The following is a 17,941-nucleotide window of genomic DNA, read 5'->3' on the forward strand; positions in this document are numbered from 1 at the left end:
GGTGCCCGTGACTTAAGCGCGACTTGGTTGTGGCTTGTCGGTGCTGGTCACGACCGCAGTAGGGTGGCAGCCATGATCGATCTCGACCTCGACGACATGCGTGGCTGGTTCGGCTTCGGAGTGGCGGGCAACTTCGCCGGGCACCTCGAACAGGCCGGGGAGGCAGTCGATTTCGTCAACGTCCGGTCCGAGGGCGGGGCGCCGAAGGGCATCTTTCCCTGGTACGCGCCGGGCAGCGACACGTTCCTCGGCGAGTTCCCGCTGTCGACCGACGCGGTGATCCTGCCGGTGAGTGACACCCCGCTGAACCTGCAGATCGAGCCCGAGGTCGGGCTGGCGTGCGAGGTGTCGTGGTTGGGCGACCGGGTTGTCGGGCTGCGGCCGTTCGCGCTGGGCGCGTTCAACGACTGCTCGATCCGCCGGCCGAACGCACCGAAGATCAGCCACAAGAAGAACTGGGGTCCGGCCTCCAAGGGGGTGGCCCCGCGGTTCTTCGCGATCGACGACCTGAGCCCCGACGGACCGACGTCGTCGCTGCGGCTGGCGAGCTTCCTCGACGATGGCAGCGGTGTCGAGCAGGCGTACGGCCAGGACAGCCCGCTGCTGGGCTACTCGTACTACGGGACGCAGCTGCTGGACTGGATCGTCGACCGGCTGGCGAACCAGAAGGGTTCGGACGACACACCTTTGGAGGATGTCGGCGCCCTGATGGTGGCCGCGGGGCACCCGGCGCACCTGCTCGTCGGCATCGGCGCGACGCGCTACACCGAGCTGGGGGAGTCCACCTACCTCAAGCCGGGCGACCGGGCCATCGTGCGCGTGTACGACACCGCGTCCGACGATGTCTCGGAGCTGCGGCAGACGGTGCGCGCGGCGGGTTAGCGCCGCTCGCTCAGCAGCTGTTCGAGGGTGGCCAGAAACTCCTTGGGCCGCAACGGGGTACATGCCGGCGCCGGCGTGGTGCCGACGACGTCGAGCGTCACCAGCGTCGACTTGATGGGCCGCCAGATGTCCAGTGGCAGCCAGCGGCGCGGGTCGGTGCCACCCCAGATCAGGAACCGGTCCATGATGAAGCCGAGCGACTCGGCCTTGTAGCCGCGGACCGCGCCGAGCGGGATGATCTTCGACGTGCCCGACGGAAAGTGATAGCGGCGCAACGTGATCGCCTGCCGGTCCAGGAAGATCTGGCCGTCGTCGTAGTGCGCGTCCGAGCGAGCGCCGGACTGGGCGCTCGTCACCGCTTGGCGCTCCGCAGCTCGTGACCCTTGGAGGTCAGGCAGCGGCCGTTGTCCAGGTTCCACTGCCAGCCGTGCAGGTTGCACGTCAGCGTGTTGCCCTCGACGATCCCGAACTTCGACAGGTCGGCCTTCAGGTGCGGGCACCGGCGCTGAATCTCGTAGCCGCCCAACTCGATCGACGCCGAGGTGTCGTGCGCCTCGGCGAACCAGCCGTCGGCGTACGCGATGCGCTCGTCGGTCAGGCACTTGAAGAACGTGTACAGGTACTCGTTGTAGCCCCCGACCCGCCAGGCCTGGAAGCGGGTGGACAGGAAGATGGTGTTGACCCAGTCCGGCTCGTCGTCGCGTAGTACGGTGCGCACCAGTTCGGGTGCGATCCCGAAGCCGTAGCGGAATTTCTCGTCCGGAATGGCCTCCCGCACAGCGCGTTTCGGGAAGTCCAGCACCACGGTCTCGGTACCGATGCGGAGCTCCACGGGATAACCGATGCCGTCGCAGATCTGGTCGCTCTGCACCATGATCGGCTCGAACTTGGCGCGCAGCGGCTCCAGCAGCGAATCGCCGGAAGCCGGTGCCCACGAGGCCTTTTCGGCGGCGAGCACGGACGCCATGCGCTGGGCGTAGGCCTCGATGTAGGCGGCCTTGCCGGTGGTGAAGATCGCCTCGGCCTCGGCGTCGGGAATCGGATGCACCAGCGAGTCCAGTGCAGGCCCGGTGAACGAGGCCACCGTGCCGGGGATCATCAGCAGCCCGCCGTCGTGGCCGTGGCTGCGCAGCTGGTCCAGGAACACTGCCTGGTCGGGGAAGATGTTGGCCGGATCGTCGTGATCGTCGTTGAGCCAACGTAATTCGGCGTCCAGGAAGCATGGCGGGCCGGCCGACGGCACCACCCAGGTCGCACCGACCTGCGCGATGTACTGGCGACAGCGGTCCATCTGCCGCTGACGTTTCTGGGTGCCGAAGGCCTCCTTGGCCCGGGCCGGCATGTCGTAGACCATGGGGTACCAGATGGCGCCCGAGTACTGCAGCATGTGGACGTCGACGTCGCCGAACTCGGTGGCCACCATGTCGAGGTCGATCGGGCGGGCGTCGTTCATGTTGAACGCGACGGTCTCGCCGTCGGACACCACGAGGCCCGAGTCGCCGATCGGACCGTCGGCCGGGGCGCGCAGCGCGATGATCATGACGTCGAGGTCGCCCTTGGGCCCGCTGACGCGGTGCTTCACCGAATCGGTGGTCTCGAAGAACGTGTGGAAGCCGAGGGCCTCGAGCTCACGACGCAGGTCCGGCACCGGGTAGTCGGGCAGCAGCACCGTCGCGTCCTTGTTGACGTGGGCGCGCAGGTGCTCCGGGTCGAAGTGATCCTTGTGCAGGTGGCTGACGTACAGGTAGTCGCAGTCGCCGAGCGCGTCCCAGTCCAATTGGCTGTTGTCGGGGAACGGGAACCATGACGCGAAGTAGGCAGGGTTCACCCACGGGTCGCACAGAATGCTGCCCGCGGCGGTATCGATCCGGAATCCGGCGTGTCCAACGCTTGTGACCTGCACAAATGCCCCTTTTGGCGGTGGAGAGTTCGCCAGCGAGTCTAGCCGGATTCCGGAGCGTCCCAGAGCGAGCGGTAGTAGGCGATGCGTTCGTCGTCGCGCACCACCCCATAGGCGTCCAGCAGGGCGGCCTCGTAGTTGCCGGGGTAGTTCCAGTCCAGGGACATGGTGGCGATGGCCAGGTCGGCCCACCGGTCGGCCACCCCGAGGTCCCCGATGTCGACGTGCCCGACGAACGCGCCGTCGTCGCTCATCAGGGTGTTCGGCGAGCACGCGTCGCCGTGGCAGACCACGAGCCGGTCCGGGTCGGGGACCACCCCGACCCAGGAGGGCCGCCCGAACGGGCAGTCCGCGACGGGCAGCGCGTCGTGCATGGCCCGCAGTCCGGCCCCGATCGCGCGGGCTGCGGTCTCGGGATCGTCGGCCCAGCGCGGGTCGACGGCGGAGCGGCCGGGCAGGCCGACGGTGTGCAGCCAGCCCGCGCCCTCGCCGAGCACGGGCGGGACGGCGATGTACCGGCCGGCCCAGCGCAGCCGGACGGCCTCGTCGGTCAGCAACGGCGCGTGCTCGGCGGGATAGGTCTTGACGTACTCGTCGCCGGCGCCGATGGCGAACGTCACGCCGCCGAGTTCGTTCTCCCAGACCGCGGTCACGGGACGGCCGGTGGCCAGCGCGTGGACGACGTCGGGAACGGGAACAGGTCCGCTGGGGAAGGTCACCTGACTAGCCTTGCCTACCTTTCTGGGCGTAGTACCGGCGGTCCGCACTAGGCTGATCCCCGTGGAACCGGTATATGGCACCGTGATCAAACTGGCGCGCACGGTGTGGCGGGCACAGGGTCTGAAATTCACCGTGACCGGCGCGGAGAACCTGCCGGTCAGCGGCGGCGCGGTGGTCGCGATCAACCACACCAGCTACTTCGACTTCACGTTCGCCGGGTTGCCCGCCGTCATGCAGAAGCGGGGCCGCAAGGTGCGGTTCATGGCGAAGAAGGAAGTCTTCGACAACAAGTACGGCGGCTGGCTGATGCGCAAGATGCGCCACATCGCCGTCGACCGCGGCAGCGGCGCGGACTCGTACGCCGAGGCGGTCAAGCAACTCAAGGCGGGCGAGCTCGTCGGCGTCTACCCCGAGGCCACCATCAGCCGCAGTTTCGAGATCAAGGCGTTCAAGTCGGGCGCGGCCCGCATGGCCATCGAGGCCGACGTGCCGATCGTCCCGCACATCATCTGGGGCGCCCAGCGGATCTGGACCAAGGGCCATCCGCGCAACATGCGCCGCCCCAAGGTGCCGATCTTCATCCACGTCGGTGAGCCCATCTACCCGACGCTGCCCGCCGCCGAGCTGACGGCGCTGTTGCACGCCCGCATGCAGCACCTGCTGTCGGAGGTCCAGGACCGCTATCCCGAACATCCCGCCGGCGAGTTCTGGGTGCCGCATCGGTTGGGCGGCGGGGCGCCGACGCTGGCCGAGGCCGACCAGATGGACCTCGACGAAGCGCGCGAGAAGGCGGCACGCCGCGCGGCGCGGCAGGCGGAAGGTGCGCCGGAGTAGCGCCATGGAGCCAGTTTTCCGCGGCATCGAGATTGCCGCAAAGGCGGCGGTCGCCGCCACGGGAACCCGCATCACTTACCAAGGGCTGGAACATATTCCGGATACCGGCGGTGCGGTGATCGCGATCAACCACACCGCTTACGTCGACTTCCTGCCGGCCGGTCTGGCCGCCACCCATCGCCGCCGCCGGGTGCGCTTCATGCTCAAGGCCGAGGTGCAGCAGGTGCCGATGGGCAACTTCCTGGTCAAGCGGGCCGGGCTCATCCCCGTCGACCGCAGTTCCGGTGGCGACGCGTATCCCGTCGCCGTCGAGCGGCTGCGCGCCGGGGAACTGGTCGGGGTGTACCCGGAGGCCACGATCAGCCGCAGTTTCGAGCTCAAGGAGTTCAAGACCGGCGTGGCGCGGATGGCACTCGACGCGCAGGTGCCGATCATCCCGGTGATCGTCTGGGGTGTGCACCGGATGTGGACCAAGGACCACCCGAAGCGGTTGGGGCGCAAGAAGATTCCGGTCATCGTCCGGGTCGGTGCGCCGATCACGGCGAACGGTCCGGTGGCCCAGGTGATGGCGATGCTGCAGCAGACGATGACCGATCAGCTCCATGCGGTGCAGGAGGAATACCCGCACCCGGCGGGTGAGTACTGGGTGCCGCGCCGGCTGGGTGGCGGCGCCCCGACGCCTGAGGAGGCCGAAGTGCTGGAGAAGGCCGAGCGGGCCCGTCGGGAAGCCGGGGGCCGGTGATGCTGCCCGCGCTGATCGCCACCGACGTCGACGGCACGCTGCTCGACACCCATGAGCGGGTGACGCCGCGGACCCGCGCCGCCGTGCAGGCCGCCGTCGCGAACGGCGCGAAGTTCGTGCTCGCCACCGGCCGGCCGCCGCGCTGGATACCGCCGGTGGTGGACGCCCTGGGACTGTCGCCGCTTGCGGTGTGCGCCAACGGTGCGGTGCTCTATGACTCCGCGACGGACCGCATCGTCTCGGCCCACACCTTGAGCCCGGATGCGTTGGGCGAGTTGGCCGAGATCGCCACTCGGGTGATCCCGGGCGTCGGGCTGGCGGTCGAACGCGTGGGCCGTACCGCGTTCGACGAGTCCATGCCGCAGTTCGCGAGCTCGCCGGGCTACGAGCATGCCTGGCACAACCCCGACAACACCGAGGTGTCGGTGGAGGACATGCTCAGCGTGCCGGCGGTGAAGCTGTTGATCCGCAAGGCGGGCGCGCACAGTGCCGATCTGGCCGCGGCGCTGGCCCCGCATGTCGGCGTCACGGGCGACCTGACCTATTCGACCAACAACGGGCTCATCGAGGTGGTGCCGCTGGGCATCAGCAAGGCCACGGGAGTCGCCGAGATCATCCGCCCGCTGGGTCTGACCGCCGACGACGTCGTCACCTTCGGTGACATGCCCAACGACATCCCGATGCTGACCTGGGCCGGCCTGGGAGTGGCGATGGGCAATGCGCATCCGGAGGCCCTCGAGGCTGCCGACGAGGTCACCACGACCAACAGCGACGACGGGGTGGCCCGGGTGCTCGAACGCTGGTGGCTCTAGCGGGTCAGCTCTGCATCTCGATGCGGCTGAACCGCTCGAGCTGCACCGGCTCCTGCTTCGGCGGCGGCGGAAGTTCTTGCGGCACACCGTCGATGACGCGCGTGACGGTCCCGTTCTCGCGGTCGAAGTTGAGAGTGCCGTGCTGGAAGTTCTGCACGATCCACTGCGGTTCGGCGATTTCGCCGCTGGTCGGCAGTCCGAGTGCGCCGCGTTCGAAACCCAGTGCGCCCCAGGCGTCGTAGAGGGCACCGGTGAGCGGCTGGGCGCCGGTGGCCGGTGACCAGTACATGGCGCCGTGGTCGAACGTGGCGTAGCGGGTGTGCCCGTCGGCCGCGGCCTCCGGTGACGTGGCGACGCCGAGCGGGCCGGACGCCCCGCCCATCGCCTGCCACTTGTCGAAGATGGCACCGCCGCGCAGCATGTCCATCGCACTGAGGGCGCCCGGTGGGGCCGTGAAAGATGCTGCGATATCCCGCAATTCGCCCATGGCTGCGTAGGCGGCGTTACCCGGGCAGTCGGTGTTGCCGACGTCGCGGTGGGTGAAGATCGTCGGCAGCGTCGGCGTCGCGCCGGCGGGGAAGTGGGTGAACGAGCCGCCGCCCGACGTCAGCACCACGCTGCCGAGCGGGTTGACGTGGTCCAGGCTCAGCCGCCAGCCGATCAGCCGGCCGGTCATCTTCAGCTGCAGCGGGGTCGGGGGCACGGCGTCGAAGTCGCCGAGCATCGCCACACCCCAGGTGTCGACGTTGAATCCGCCGGTGTGCGAGCCTTCGACGGGGCGCGTCATGCCGCCGAACCGGCCCTCGAAAACCTGGCCGTACTTGTCGACCAGGGCGTTGTAAGCGATGTCGCACCAACCCAATTCGCGGGTGTGGTACTCGTAGATCGACCGGACGATGCCCGCGGAATCCTCGGGCGCGTAGTCGTTGCTGCCGGCGGTGTGGTGCACGATGGCGGCGCGCACGCCCGGGTCATAGACCGGTTGTCCGCAGCGCACGCTCTCGTTGGCGCCCCACTGGGCCCGGCTGATGATGTTGGGTGGCTGGTTCGGCGCCGACACCGCGGTCGGCTGGAACTGCACATCGGCCGGAGCCTCCGGCGGACTGATGAGCACTGCTTTCATGCTGGCGCCCAACGGTTTCTCGACGTCGACGGGGCGGTACCCCAGGCCGGGACCCTGCGGCCGGTCGCCGGCGGGTGGCGTGGCAGCGGCTTCGGCGGGCCGGGTCACCGCGATCTGGACGGTTTTGGTGCGGCCGACGAACACGGGTTCGGTGCCGCGCGTCGTGGCGCGCGCCTCGCCGACACCATCTGGCGCCTCGACCTCGTACCAGGGGCCCCAGGATCCGTCGGCCTTCTGGGCGCGCACCCGGGCCGAGGTTCCGGTGAAGTCCGACGCCGTGAGCGCGACCAGGGAGAAAGGAGTGTCCTGGTGGATTTCCCGGACGGTCTGCCCGCCACCGACGCCGGCCAGCGGCTGCGTGTGGAGCTCCGGCGCCGACGGCTTGTCGTCCGTCAGGCCGGGGATGTTCGGGATGCCGCTGACGGCCAGCGGCACCATCACGACGGTCGCCGCCAGAGCGGACAACAGTATTGACGGTGCGGGACGACGGCGCGGCACAGCGCGAATGTTACGTATGTGTCAGGTGTTACCCGTGTTTCGACACGGATTACTGGGCTGTCAATTCTCTGCAAGACGCCGCAACGGCACCGCAGAGCCTTGGGGCTTCTGCGGTGCCGTCTCGGTTACAGGTCTTCAGTTGTGTGTGACGGATGTCAGACCGCGGGAGCGGCCACTGCCGGTGCGGCCGCGGCGGCTGCCGCCGGGGCGGCCTGAGCGGACTTGACCGCCGACGTGATGGCCGGCACGACCATGCCCTTCAGCAGGTCGATGGCCTGGGTCGCGCCCAGCTGGTTGGCGGCGCTGGTCAGGTCGCTGATCAGTCCGCCGCCGCCGCTGCTCGGGGCCGCGCCGAGGCCGAGGCCGTCGCCGCCGCCCAGTCCGACCGACGGGTCGCCGAGGATCGGGTAGCTGCCACCGAGGCCCTGGCCGGGGCCGAGGCCCAGGCTGGCGTTGGGATCGGTCATCGGCATGCCGGCGGCACCGAGCCCGGCCGGGCTCGCGCTGATCGACGGCGTGGTCAGGCCCGTGGCGTTCAGGCCGGGAGCGGTCAGTCCGGGCGTGCTCACGCTCGGGAGGGTCGCGCCCTGGGTCGTGAGACCGGCGCTGGGCAGGCCGGCGCCGGGCAGGCCCGGCGTCAGTGCCGACGGGCTGGTGCCGGTGAGGCCGGTGGGCGGGGTCAGGCCGGGTGCGGTCGCGCCCGTCGGCGGGGTCAGGCCGGGTGCGGTCAGACCGGTCGCCGGGGTGGTGCCCAGGCCCGGGGTCAGGCCGGCCGGCGGCGTGAGGCCACCCGCCGGGGTGAGGCCGGCCGGCGGGGTCAGGCCTGGGGTGGCGCCCAGGCTGGGGCTGGTGCCCAGGCCCGGGGTCAGGCCGGTCTGCGGGGACAGGCCGCCGGTCAGGGGGCTGGGGGAGCTCGCGGCTCCGCCCATGAGGTTCGGCAGGTTGACGCCGAACTGGGACAGGCCCTGCGACAGCGCGGACATGACCTCGTTGGGGAGGTCGGTCACGAGCGCGGCCTGGACGAATTCCCGGTGCTGCGGAGTCGGGTTTGCCGGGGTCATCTCGGCGACCGCCACGAGTGCGATCGGACTTGCGACGGCCACGGCGGCGACTGCGCTCATGGCTGTCGAGAGCTTGCGTCGACGTCGGTTAGGCACGGAAGTCTCCTCAATCTGTGGGGTACGGCTCGAGCTGGCTTGCTGAGTCGTCGGTACTGACGTCATCGATGTTAAAGCTGTGATTAGTGGGATTAGAGTGACGATGCGGAATCGTGAGCGAATTGCGACCGGCCCGCGCACTGCCCGACCCGACCGGGTGTTTTCGGGCCGAACGGCCTCTGTCGGATACCCTGAACGCCGATGACCTCCGCTGATTCCCGGGGCGCTGCGACCCAGTCCTCCGGCCCTTATGACCTCATCGTCGTCGGCTCCGGATTCTTCGGACTGACGATTGCCGAGCGCGCGGCAACCCAACTCGACAAGCGGGTGCTGGTCGTCGAGCGCCGTCACCATCTCGGCGGCAACGCCTATTCAGAAGCCGAGCCCACAACCGGCATCGAGGTGCACAAGTACGGCGCCCACCTGTTCCACAACTCCAATCAGCGGGTGTGGGACTACGTGCGGCAGTTCACCGACTTCACCGGCTACCAGCACCGCGTCTTTGCCATGTACGACGGCCAGGCCTACCAGTTCCCGATGGGGCTGGGCCTGGTGTCGCAGTTCTTCGGGCGTTATTACAGCCCCGACGAGGCGCGGGCCCTGATCGCCGAGCAGTCCGCCGAGATCAACACCGACGACGCGCAGAACCTCGAAGAGAAGGCCATCTCGCTGATCGGCCGGCCGCTCTACGAGGCCTTCGTCAAGGGCTACACCGCCAAGCAGTGGCAGACCGATCCCAAGGACCTGCCCGCGTCGATCATCAGCCGCCTGCCGGTGCGCTACAACTTCGACAACCGCTACTTCAACGACACGTATGAGGGCCTGCCGGTCGACGGCTACACCGCGTGGCTCGAGAACATGGCCGCCGACGAGCGCATCGACGTCGTGCTCAACACCGACTGGTTCGACGTGCGCGAGCAGCTGCGGGCCGAGAGCCCCGGCGCGCCGGTGCTGTACACCGGCCCGCTCGACCGCTACTTCGACTACTCCGAGGGCCGGCTGGGCTGGCGCACGCTGGACTTCGAGATGGAAGTACTGCCCATCGGAGACTTCCAGGGCACGCCCGTCATGAACTACAACGACCCCGACGTGCCGTTCACCCGCATCCACGAGTTCCGGCACTTCCACCCCGAGCGGGATTACCCGACGGACAAGACCGTCATCATGCGGGAGTACTCGCGCTTCGCCAACGACGACGACGAGCCGTACTACCCGATCAACACCGATTCGGATCGCGCGATCCTGGCGGCCTACCGCGCCAGGGCCAAGGCCGAAACCGAGGAGAACCGAGTGCTGTTCGGGGGCCGGCTGGGCACCTATCAGTACCTCGACATGCACATGGCCATCGCCAGTGCGCTGAACATGTACGACAACGTGCTGATGCCGCATCTGCGTGACGGCGCGGCACTCGGCGACGCCGGTACAGAAAGTAGCTGAAGACCATGAGCGACATCCCGTCCGGCGCATTGGCGTCGGGAGAGTCCCGTGCGGTGAGCCTGCTGTCGCGGGTCATCCTGCCCCGTCCGGGTGAGCCCCTCGACGTCCGCAAGCTGTACATCGAGGAGTCGTCCACCAACGCCCGGCGCGCGCATGCCCCGACCCGCACCACGCTGGAAATCGGTGGGGAGTCCGAGGTTTCGTTCGCCACCTACTTCAACGCGTTCCCGGCCAGCTACTGGCGCCGCTGGTCGATCCTGACCTCGGTGGTGCTGCGCGTCGAGCTGACCGGCGGCGCGCGTGTCGACGTCTACCGCTCGAAGGCGACCGGCGCCCGAATCACCGTGGGCGGCAGCGAGATTGCCAGCGGCGACGACGGCCTGCCGGCAGTGGTCGAGTTCGAGATCGGGCTGGAGCCGTTCGAGGACGGCGGCTGGATCTGGTTCGACATCACCACCGACACTGCGGTGACGGTGCTGGGCGCCGGCTGGTACGCGCCCGTGGAGGCGCCCGGGCGGGCGAACATCACGATCGGTATCCCGACCTTCAACCGGCCGGCGGACGCCGTCAACGCGCTCGCGGCGCTGACGTCGGATCCGTTGGTGGACCAGGTGATCGGCGCGGTCATCGTGTCTGATCAGGGTGCGAACAAGGTGAAGGACCACCCCGACTTCGCGGCCGCGGCGGCCCCGCTGGCCGACCGGCTGGCCATCCACAACCAGCCGAACCTCGGTGGCTCCGGCGGCTACAGCCGCGTGATGTACGAAGCGCTGAAACACACTGACTGCGAACAGATTCTGTTCATGGACGACGACATCCGCGTCGAGCCCGACTCGATCCTGCGGGCGCTGGCGTTCAACCGGTTCGCCAAGACGCCGACCCTGGTCGGTGGCCAGATGCTCAACCTGCAGGAGCCCTCGCACCTGCACGTCATGGGCGAGATGGTCGACTCGGCCAACTTCATGTGGACGCACGCCATCAACGCCGAGTACGACCACAACTTCGCGAAGTACCCCCTCGCCGACGAGGAGGAGTACCGCAGCCGAATCCTGCACCGCCGCATCGACGTCGACTACAACGGCTGGTGGATGTGCATGATCCCGCGCGCCGTCGCCGAGGAGCTGGGGCAGCCGCTGCCGCTGTTCATCAAGTGGGACGACGCCGACTACGGCCTGCGTGCGGGCGAACACGGCTACCCGACGGTGACGCTGCCCGGCGCGGCGATCTGGCACATGGCGTGGAGCGACAAAGACGACGCCATCGACTGGCAGGCGTACTTCCACCTGCGCAACCGCCTCGTCGTGGCGGCGCTGCACTGGGACGGCAACATCCGTGGCCTGGTTGCGAGCCACTTCAAGGCGACCATGAAACACCTGCTGTGCCTTGAGTATTCGACGGTGGCCATCCAGAACCGGGCGATGGACGACTTCCTCGCCGGGCCGGACAACCTGTTCACCATCCTCGAGTCCGCACTGCCCGACGTGCGCGCCATGCGTAACGAGTACCCCGACGCCGTTGTGCTGGAAAGCGCCACCTCGCTGCCCGCGCCATCGGACAAGAAGTGGCGCCGGAAGGTCAAGATTCCCACCAGCCCGCCGGCGATCGCGATCCGGCTCACTCGTGGCGTCGTCAACCAGCTCAAGCCGCACGACCCGGAACACCATGTGCGGCCGCAGATCAACGTCGCGACGCAGGACGCCCGCTGGTTCTCGCTGTGCATGGTCGACGGTGTCACCGTCACCACTGCCGACGGCCGCGGTGTCGTCTACCGCCAGCGCGACCGCGAGAAGATGTTCGAGTTGCTGCGGGAATCGCTCAAGCGTCAGGCGCTGCTGGCCCGCAGGTTCAACCGCCTGCGGAAGGTTTACCGCAACGCGCTGCCGGAGCTGACGAGCAAGGAGAGGTGGGAGACCGTGCTGTTGGCCTCCCAGCCGGAATCGGCCGGTGCCCGGTGAGCCTCGAAGGCGCTGGAGGCATCGAGGGTGACGTCATTGCCGACGTCCCGCGCGGTGAGGACGCCATCCTGGTCGGCGTCCAGTCCGCACTGACCGGCCGTCCCGGCGTCCTCGCCGGCGCCCGGGTGCTGTCGTACTTCGGTGAGCACAGCCTGGGCTGGTTCGCCGTCTGTGGTCTGGGCGCGCTGCTGCAACCGCAGCGTCGCCGGGCCTGGGTGACGGCCGGTGTCGGCACCTTCTTCGCGCATGCGGCGGCCGTGCTGATCAAGCGGGTCGTGAAACGTGAACGCCCGCAACACCCGGCCATCGCCGTCAACGTCGGCACCCCGAGCCGGCTGAGCTTCCCGTCGGCGCATGCGACGTCGACCGCCGCCGCCGCGATCCTCATCGGCCGGGCCACGGGCCTGCCGCTGCCGTGGTTCCTGGTGCCGCCGATGGCGTTGTCGCGCTTGGTTCTCGGCGTGCACTATCCCACTGACGTCCTGACCGGTGTCGTGGTGGGAACCGCGGTCGCCGAATCAGTCGGCGCGATTTCCGAGCGAACTGCAAAGCGCGAACCGAAGGCTGGGGCATGACCGAAGTGACGCAGGAGCTGGGGCCACCGAAGAACCTGGCCGCCGGCATCGTCAAGGCGCTGCGGCCGCGGCAGTGGGTGAAGAACGTCCTGGTGTTGGTCGCGCCGCTGGCAGCCCTCGGCGTGCAGGCGCACTACAGCTACACCGAGGTGCTCAAAGCCGTCGGCGTCGCGTTCGTGGTGTTCTGCATGGCTGCGTCGTGTATCTACCTGATCAACGATGCCCGCGACGTGGAAGCAGACCGCCTGCACCCGACAAAGCAGTACCGCCCGATCGCCGCCGGCGTCGTCTCGGTACAGCTGGCCTACTCGCTGGCCGTCGTGCTCGGTGTCGGCTCGCTCGCCATCTCGTGGTGGCTCACGCCCAGCCTGGCGATCGTCATGGCGGTCTATATCGCGTCCCAGCTGGCCTACTGCTTCGGTCTGAAACATCAAGCGGTGCTGGATATCTGCATCAACGCCTCGGGTTTCCCGCTGCGCGGTATCGCCGGCGGTGTGGCCGCCGGGATTCCGCTGTCCAAATGGTTCCTGCTGGTGTTCGCGTTCGGCTCGCTGTTCATGTCGGCCGGAAAGCGTTACGCCGAACTGCAGCTCGCCGAACGCACGGGCGCCAAGATCCGCAAGGCACTGGAGTCCTACACCAGCAGCTACCTGCGGTTCGTCTGGACGCTGTCGGCGACTGCCGTGGTGCTCTGCTACGGCCTGTGGGCCTTCGAGGGCAACAAGGGCACGTGGTTCGCGGTGTCGTTGGTGCCGTTCACCATCGCGATCCTGCGTTACGCCGTCGACGTCGACAGTGGCGCGGCGGGTGAGCCCGAGGAGATCGTGCTGAACGACCGGGTGTTGCAGCTGCTGGGCGTGGCCCTGGTCGCGACGCTCGTTGCCGCGATTCTGCCCGGACTGATCCGGTGACCGATTCGCCCGCTCGGCAATTGCTGCGCGGGCCGGTCTTCCCGTATGGCCGGGCCGCGCGGATCAGCCTGTGGTTGAGCGTCGTGGTGTCCGCCGCACTGTTTGGCTGGGGCGCCTGGCAGCGCCGGTGGATCGCGGACGACGGCCTCATCGTGCTGCGCACGGTGCGAAACCTGTTGGCCGGCAACGGCCCCGTCTTCAACGTCGGTGAGCGCGTCGAGTCCAATACCTCGACGCTGTGGACCTATCTGGTCACCGTCGGTGCCTGGATCGGCGGCTCGGTGCAGCTCGAGTACGTGGCGCTGGTCTTGGCGCTGACCCTGAGTGTGGCGGGCCTGGTCTTCGCGATGCTCGGCACCGGCCGGCTGTACGCCCCCGGGCTGCGGGGCCGCCGCGCGCTGTTGGTGCCGGCCGGCGCCCTCGTCTACATGGCTGTGCCGCCGGCGCGCGACTTCGCGACCTCGGGCCTGGAGAACGGCCTGATCATGGCCTACCTGGGGCTGCTCTGGTGGATGATGGTGTGTTGGTGTCAGAGCTCGATCGCTCCTCCCGGCCGTGGTGCCCTGCGCGCGCCCGCCGAGGGCCGCGACGGCGACGCGAATCTCACCAGCGCCCGGTTCGACGGCGCCCTGGCCTGTCTGGCCGGTCTGTCGGTCCTGGTGCGGCCCGAGTTGGCGTTGATCGGCGGGGTGGCCCTGGTCATGCTGCTGGTCGCGGCCCGGGGCCGGCGCCGCCGCGTCGTCATCCTGGTGGCCGGTGGTCTGCTCCCGATCGCCTACGAGATCTTCCGGATGGGCTACTACGGCCTGTTGGTGCCGATCACCGCGCTGGCCAAGGACGCCACCGGATCCAAGTGGCAGCAGGGCTTCGTCTACCTCGGCAACTTCAACCGGCCCTATCTGTTGTGGGTGCCCGCGGTGCTGACCGTGGCACTGGCGATTGTGTTGTTCGTCACTCACAGCCGGCCGTGGTGGGGCCAGTCGGCGCCGCGCGGCTACAGCACTCTGGCCCGCCGGATTCAAAGTCCCACTGCCGTAGTGATCTTCATGGCCGGCAGCGGCCTGGTGCAGGGCCTGTACTGGCTGCGCCAGGGTGGTGACTTCATGCACGGCCGGGTGTTGCTGGTTCCGCTGTTCTGCCTGGTCATCCCGGTTGCGGTGATTCCGATCGTCCTTCCCGACGGCAAGAACATCGCCCGCGAGGTCGGCTACGCGCTCGCCGGTACGACGACCGCCCTGTGGCTGGCGGTGGTCGGCTGGTCGCTGTGGGCGGCCAACTCGCCGGGGCTCGGATATGACGCCACCCGCGTGACCTACTCCGGCATCGTCGACGAACGGCGCTTCTATTCGCAGGCCACCGGGCACGCGCATCCGCTCACGGCCGCGGACTACCTGGACTATCCGCGCATGCGGGCGGTGCTGGCGGCCATCGACAACACCCCGGTCGGGGCGCTGCTGCTGCCGTCGGGCAACTACGACCAGTGGGACGTGGTTCCGGCCATGCCGCCGCCGGTCCCGGACCCGACGTCGCCGCCCCCGCCCAACTGGTTCGAAAAAGGTCCGCACACAGTCTTTTTCACCAACCTGGGCATGATGGGCATGAACCTGCCGCTCGAGGTCCGGGTGATCGACCAGATCGGGCTCGCCAACCCGCTGGCCGCCCACACCGCGCGGCTGGACGACGCGCGCATCGGCCACGACAAGGACCTGTTCCCGGACTGGGCGGTCGCCGAGGGGCCGTACCTGCGCAAGCGCCCGTGGATACCGACGTACCTGGACGAGGACTGGGTGGCGCAGGCGGCGGTCGCGCTGACATGCCCGGAGACCGAGACGATGCTCAGTTCGGTACGCGCGCCGATGGGCTTCCACCGGTTCATGTCAAATCTGGTACACGCGTTCACATTTACCCGTTACCGGATCGATCGCGTGCCGTTATACGAGCTGCACCGGTGTGGGCTCGATGTGCCTCCGAGGCTGTCGACCCCTTACACTGGCTTACCGGCTACCGGTCCGTAGTTTCAGCGCACGAGCGCTGGCACGGTCTGAAGCGTAGGTAACGCCGGTGAACCATGCGGCGATAACCACTCGGGCGTGTGCGCCCGGCCTGATCGTCACCTCAACGGCAGAGGCGGGGATGAGGGTTGTCCGTACGCCGTCATAGGAAAGATTAGGGAGCGGTATGAGTTTCGTTGGGAAGATGCGGTCGATGGCCAAGGCCATGCCGCGCCGGATGGCGGTTGCGGCCGTTGCCGCGGCAGCGCTGCCCGGTCTTGTCGGTGTCGTCGGTGAAACGGCGACTGCAGGGGCTTTCTCGCGTCCCGGTCTGCCGGTTGAGTACCTGCAGGTTCCGTCCGCGGCCATGGGTCGCGACATCAAGATCCAGTTCCAGAGCGGTGGCGCCGGCTCGCCGGCCGTCTACATGCTCGACGGTCTGCGTGCGCAGGACGATTACAACGGCTGGGACATCAACACCGCCGCCTTCGAGTGGTACAACGGCTCGGGCATTTCGATGGTCATGCCGGTCGGCGGCCAGTCCAGCTTCTACAGCGACTGGTACAAGCCGGCTTGCGGCAAGGCCGGTTGCTCCACCTACAAGTGGGAGACCTTCCTGACCCAGGAGCTGCCCGCTTACCTGCAGGCCAACAAGTCGGTCAAGCCGACCGGTGGCGCTGCTGTCGGTCTGTCGATGGCCGGTTCGGCCGCGATGACCCTCGCCATCTACCACCCGCAGCAGTTCATCTACGCGGGCTCGATGTCGGGCTTCCTGAACTTGTCCGAGGGCTGGTGGCCGTTCCTGGTCAATATCTCGATGGGTGACGCCGGCGGCTACAAGGCCGACGACATGTGGGGCTCCACTGGCGACCCGAACAACGCCTGGAAGCGCAACGACCCGTTCGTCAACATCGGCACCCTGGTCGCCAACAACACCCGTCTGTGGGTCTACTGCGGCGACGGCAACCCGAGCGACCTGGGCGGCGACAACGTGCCGGCCAAGTTCCTGGAGGGCCTGACCATCCGCACCAACCGCACCTTCCAGCAGACCTACCTGGCTGCCGGTGGTACCAACGGTGTGTTCAACTTCCCCAACAGCGGCACCCACGACTGGGGCTACTGGGGCCAGCAGCTGCAGGCCATGAAGCCTGACCTGCAGCGTGTGCTGGGTGCTTCGGGCCAGGCGTAACAACCTGATCCCGAGGTAGAGCCTCTGGCAACAACTCGCACTGGCGGCGGCGACCTTCACGGGTCGTCGCCGTCAGTCGTTTATGGCGGTGTCGGCGAAAATCACCCCATCCGCTGGCAACGTTCCCTCCTGTTGTCCGGGACATCTGTCGAGGTGATGTGGTTCACTACAACGCGGGTTCAGGACGCTCGACGATCACGAACAGGTGAGGTTGGTTATGGGGCTGCAGGCAATGCGGGGGATGTTCCGGACGATGGCTGGGACGGCGGCGGCGGTAGTGCTCGCCGGCGGCCTGCTGACGGGTACCGGAACGGCCCGGGCCGCGGGCGTCGAGACGCTGATGGTGCCCTCGGCCGCGATGGGCCGCGACATCCCGGTGACGTTCCAGGCCGGTGGTCCGCACGCGGTCTATCTCCTCGATGCCTTCAACGCCGGCCCCGACGTGAGCAACTGGGTCACCGCCGGCAATGCCATGGGCACGCTGGCCGGTAAGGGCATCTCGGTGGTCGCCCCGGCGGGCGGCGCGTTCAGCTTCTACACCAACTGGGAGCAGGACGGCAGCAAGCAGTGGGAGACGTTCCTGAGCCAGGAGCTCCCGGACTATCTGGCCGCCACCAAGGGCCTGGCCCCGAACGGCCACGGCGTCGTCGGCGCGGCCCAGGGCGGCACCGCCGCGTTGGCGCTGGCCGAGTTCCACCCGGACCGGTTCCGCTTCGCGGGCTCGCTGTCGGGATTCCTGACGCCGTCGTCGACGACGTTCAACGGCGCCATCACCGCCGGGATGCGCGAGTTCGGCGGCGTGGACACCTACGGTATGTGGGGCGCCCCGCAGCTGGGCCGCTGGAAGTGGCACGACCCGGACGTGCACGTGAGCCTGCTGAACCAGAACAACACCCGGATCTGGGTCTTCAGCCCGTCGACGGTCACGTGCAGCGACCCGGCCGCGATGATCGGTTACTGCGACCAGGCGCAGGGCAGCAACCGCGCCTTCTACGCGCACTACCGCAGCGTCGGCGGCCACAACGGGCACTTCGACTTCCCCGACGGCCCGCAGCACGACTGGGGCAGCTGGAGCGGTCAGCTCGGTGCCATGTCGGGCGAATTGGTGAGCGTAATCCGCTAGCTCAACCGGAGTGATATTGCCGACGGAACCCGCCGGCGTGACCAGTCCGTGATGCCTGCTGACTAGATTCGGATGACAACCGTTTGATTCAG

The 17,941-nt window shown here is 68.3% G+C and carries 16 protein-coding genes; 11 read left to right on the forward strand and 5 right to left on the reverse strand.

All coding sequences use genetic code 11. The annotated features are described in order from the left end of the window. Nucleotides 1-72 precede the first annotated feature (72 nt). Entirely contained in the window at nt 73-882 is an 810-nt protein-coding gene (locus G6N46_RS19525) for a DUF5718 family protein (protein WP_138251116.1), read from the forward strand. Here the strand turns inward: G6N46_RS19525 and G6N46_RS19530 are convergent. Genes G6N46_RS19530 through G6N46_RS19540 form a run of 3 tightly spaced genes read right to left on the reverse strand, consistent with a single transcriptional unit; the run spans nt 879 to nt 3,501 of the window. Continuing rightward, nucleotides 879-1,238: a hypothetical protein gene (locus G6N46_RS19530; RefSeq protein ID WP_133426192.1), complete on the reverse strand. Its 360-nt coding sequence runs from the start codon at nt 1,236-1,238 to the stop codon at nt 879-881. The genes G6N46_RS19525 and G6N46_RS19530 overlap by 4 nt on opposite strands. After that, nucleotides 1,235-2,785, reverse strand: coding sequence for a Rieske 2Fe-2S domain-containing protein (locus G6N46_RS19535; RefSeq protein ID WP_138251115.1), 1,551 nt, complete (start codon nt 2,783-2,785; stop codon nt 1,235-1,237). Before G6N46_RS19535 ends, G6N46_RS19530 begins: the two co-directional genes overlap by 4 nt. 38 nt (nt 2,786-2,823) lie before the next feature. After that, nucleotides 2,824-3,501, reverse strand: coding sequence for an aminoglycoside 3'-phosphotransferase (locus G6N46_RS19540; RefSeq protein ID WP_163692896.1), 678 nt, complete (start codon nt 3,499-3,501; stop codon nt 2,824-2,826). A 61-nt stretch (nt 3,502-3,562) separates the two neighbouring features. Between G6N46_RS19540 and G6N46_RS19545 the strand changes: the two genes are divergently transcribed. From G6N46_RS19545 to G6N46_RS19555, 3 genes are read left to right on the forward strand one after another with little or no spacing between them, the layout of a single operon-like run. Continuing rightward, nucleotides 3,563-4,336 (forward strand): lysophospholipid acyltransferase family protein, encoded by a 774-nt coding sequence (locus G6N46_RS19545; protein ID WP_061002440.1) that lies wholly within the window; start codon nt 3,563-3,565, stop codon nt 4,334-4,336. A 4-nt stretch (nt 4,337-4,340) separates the two neighbouring features. Then, nucleotides 4,341-5,078 (forward strand): lysophospholipid acyltransferase family protein, encoded by a 738-nt coding sequence (locus G6N46_RS19550; protein WP_138251113.1) that lies wholly within the window; start codon nt 4,341-4,343, stop codon nt 5,076-5,078. Next, entirely contained in the window at nt 5,078-5,890 is an 813-nt protein-coding gene (locus G6N46_RS19555; protein WP_138251133.1) for an HAD family hydrolase, read from the forward strand. Before G6N46_RS19550 ends, G6N46_RS19555 begins: the two co-directional genes overlap by 1 nt. Before the next feature lie 4 nt (nt 5,891-5,894). On the opposite strand, the gene G6N46_RS19560 is transcribed toward G6N46_RS19555, so the two are convergent. Both G6N46_RS19560 and G6N46_RS19565 read right to left on the reverse strand, forming a co-directional pair. Beyond that, nucleotides 5,895-7,511 carry an N-acetylmuramoyl-L-alanine amidase gene (locus G6N46_RS19560; RefSeq protein ID WP_138251112.1) on the reverse strand — a complete coding sequence of 539 codons (1,617 nt, stop codon included), beginning with the start codon at nt 7,509-7,511 and terminating at the stop codon, nt 5,895-5,897. A 155-nt stretch (nt 7,512-7,666) separates the two neighbouring features. Further along, complete coding sequence (locus tag G6N46_RS19565; protein ID WP_061007005.1) at nt 7,667-8,668, reverse strand: hypothetical protein; 1,002 nt, start codon at nt 8,666-8,668, stop codon at nt 7,667-7,669. A gap of 201 nt (nt 8,669-8,869) precedes the next feature. Between G6N46_RS19565 and glf the strand changes: the two genes are divergently transcribed. The 7 genes from glf (at nt 8,870) to G6N46_RS19600 (ending at nt 17,849) form a co-directional block, all read left to right on the forward strand. Beyond that, nucleotides 8,870-10,105, forward strand: coding sequence for a UDP-galactopyranose mutase (glf, locus tag G6N46_RS19570; RefSeq protein WP_061007004.1), 1,236 nt, complete (start codon nt 8,870-8,872; stop codon nt 10,103-10,105). Between the two features lie 5 nt (nt 10,106-10,110). Beyond that, nucleotides 10,111-12,060, forward strand: coding sequence for a glycosyltransferase (locus tag G6N46_RS19575; protein WP_138251111.1), 1,950 nt, complete (start codon nt 10,111-10,113; stop codon nt 12,058-12,060). Nucleotides 12,061-12,095: 35 nt separating this feature from the next. Continuing rightward, nucleotides 12,096-12,635, forward strand: a complete 540-nt coding sequence (locus G6N46_RS19580) for a phosphatase PAP2 family protein (RefSeq protein ID WP_138251132.1) — start codon at nt 12,096-12,098, stop codon at nt 12,633-12,635. After that, nucleotides 12,632-13,546 (forward strand): decaprenyl-phosphate phosphoribosyltransferase, encoded by a 915-nt coding sequence (locus tag G6N46_RS19585; RefSeq protein ID WP_061007002.1) that lies wholly within the window; start codon nt 12,632-12,634, stop codon nt 13,544-13,546. The genes G6N46_RS19580 and G6N46_RS19585 overlap by 4 nt, the downstream gene beginning before the upstream one ends. Further along, nucleotides 13,543-15,561: a terminal beta-(1->2)-arabinofuranosyltransferase gene (zomB, locus tag G6N46_RS19590; RefSeq protein WP_135357112.1), complete on the forward strand. Its 2,019-nt coding sequence runs from the start codon at nt 13,543-13,545 to the stop codon at nt 15,559-15,561. Before G6N46_RS19585 ends, zomB begins: the two co-directional genes overlap by 4 nt. Nucleotides 15,562-15,724: 163 nt before the next feature. Further along, complete coding sequence (locus G6N46_RS19595) at nt 15,725-16,726, forward strand: esterase family protein (protein ID WP_029104783.1); 1,002 nt, start codon at nt 15,725-15,727, stop codon at nt 16,724-16,726. A 232-nt stretch (nt 16,727-16,958) separates the two neighbouring features. Continuing rightward, nucleotides 16,959-17,849, forward strand: a complete 891-nt coding sequence (locus tag G6N46_RS19600; protein ID WP_061007006.1) for an alpha/beta hydrolase-fold protein — start codon at nt 16,959-16,961, stop codon at nt 17,847-17,849. The last annotated feature ends 92 nt before the right edge of the window (nt 17,850-17,941 follow it).

Origin of the sequence: Mycolicibacterium phocaicum, assembly GCF_010731115.1 — a bacterium.
GTDB lineage: Bacteria > Actinomycetota > Actinomycetes > Mycobacteriales > Mycobacteriaceae > Mycobacterium > Mycobacterium phocaicum.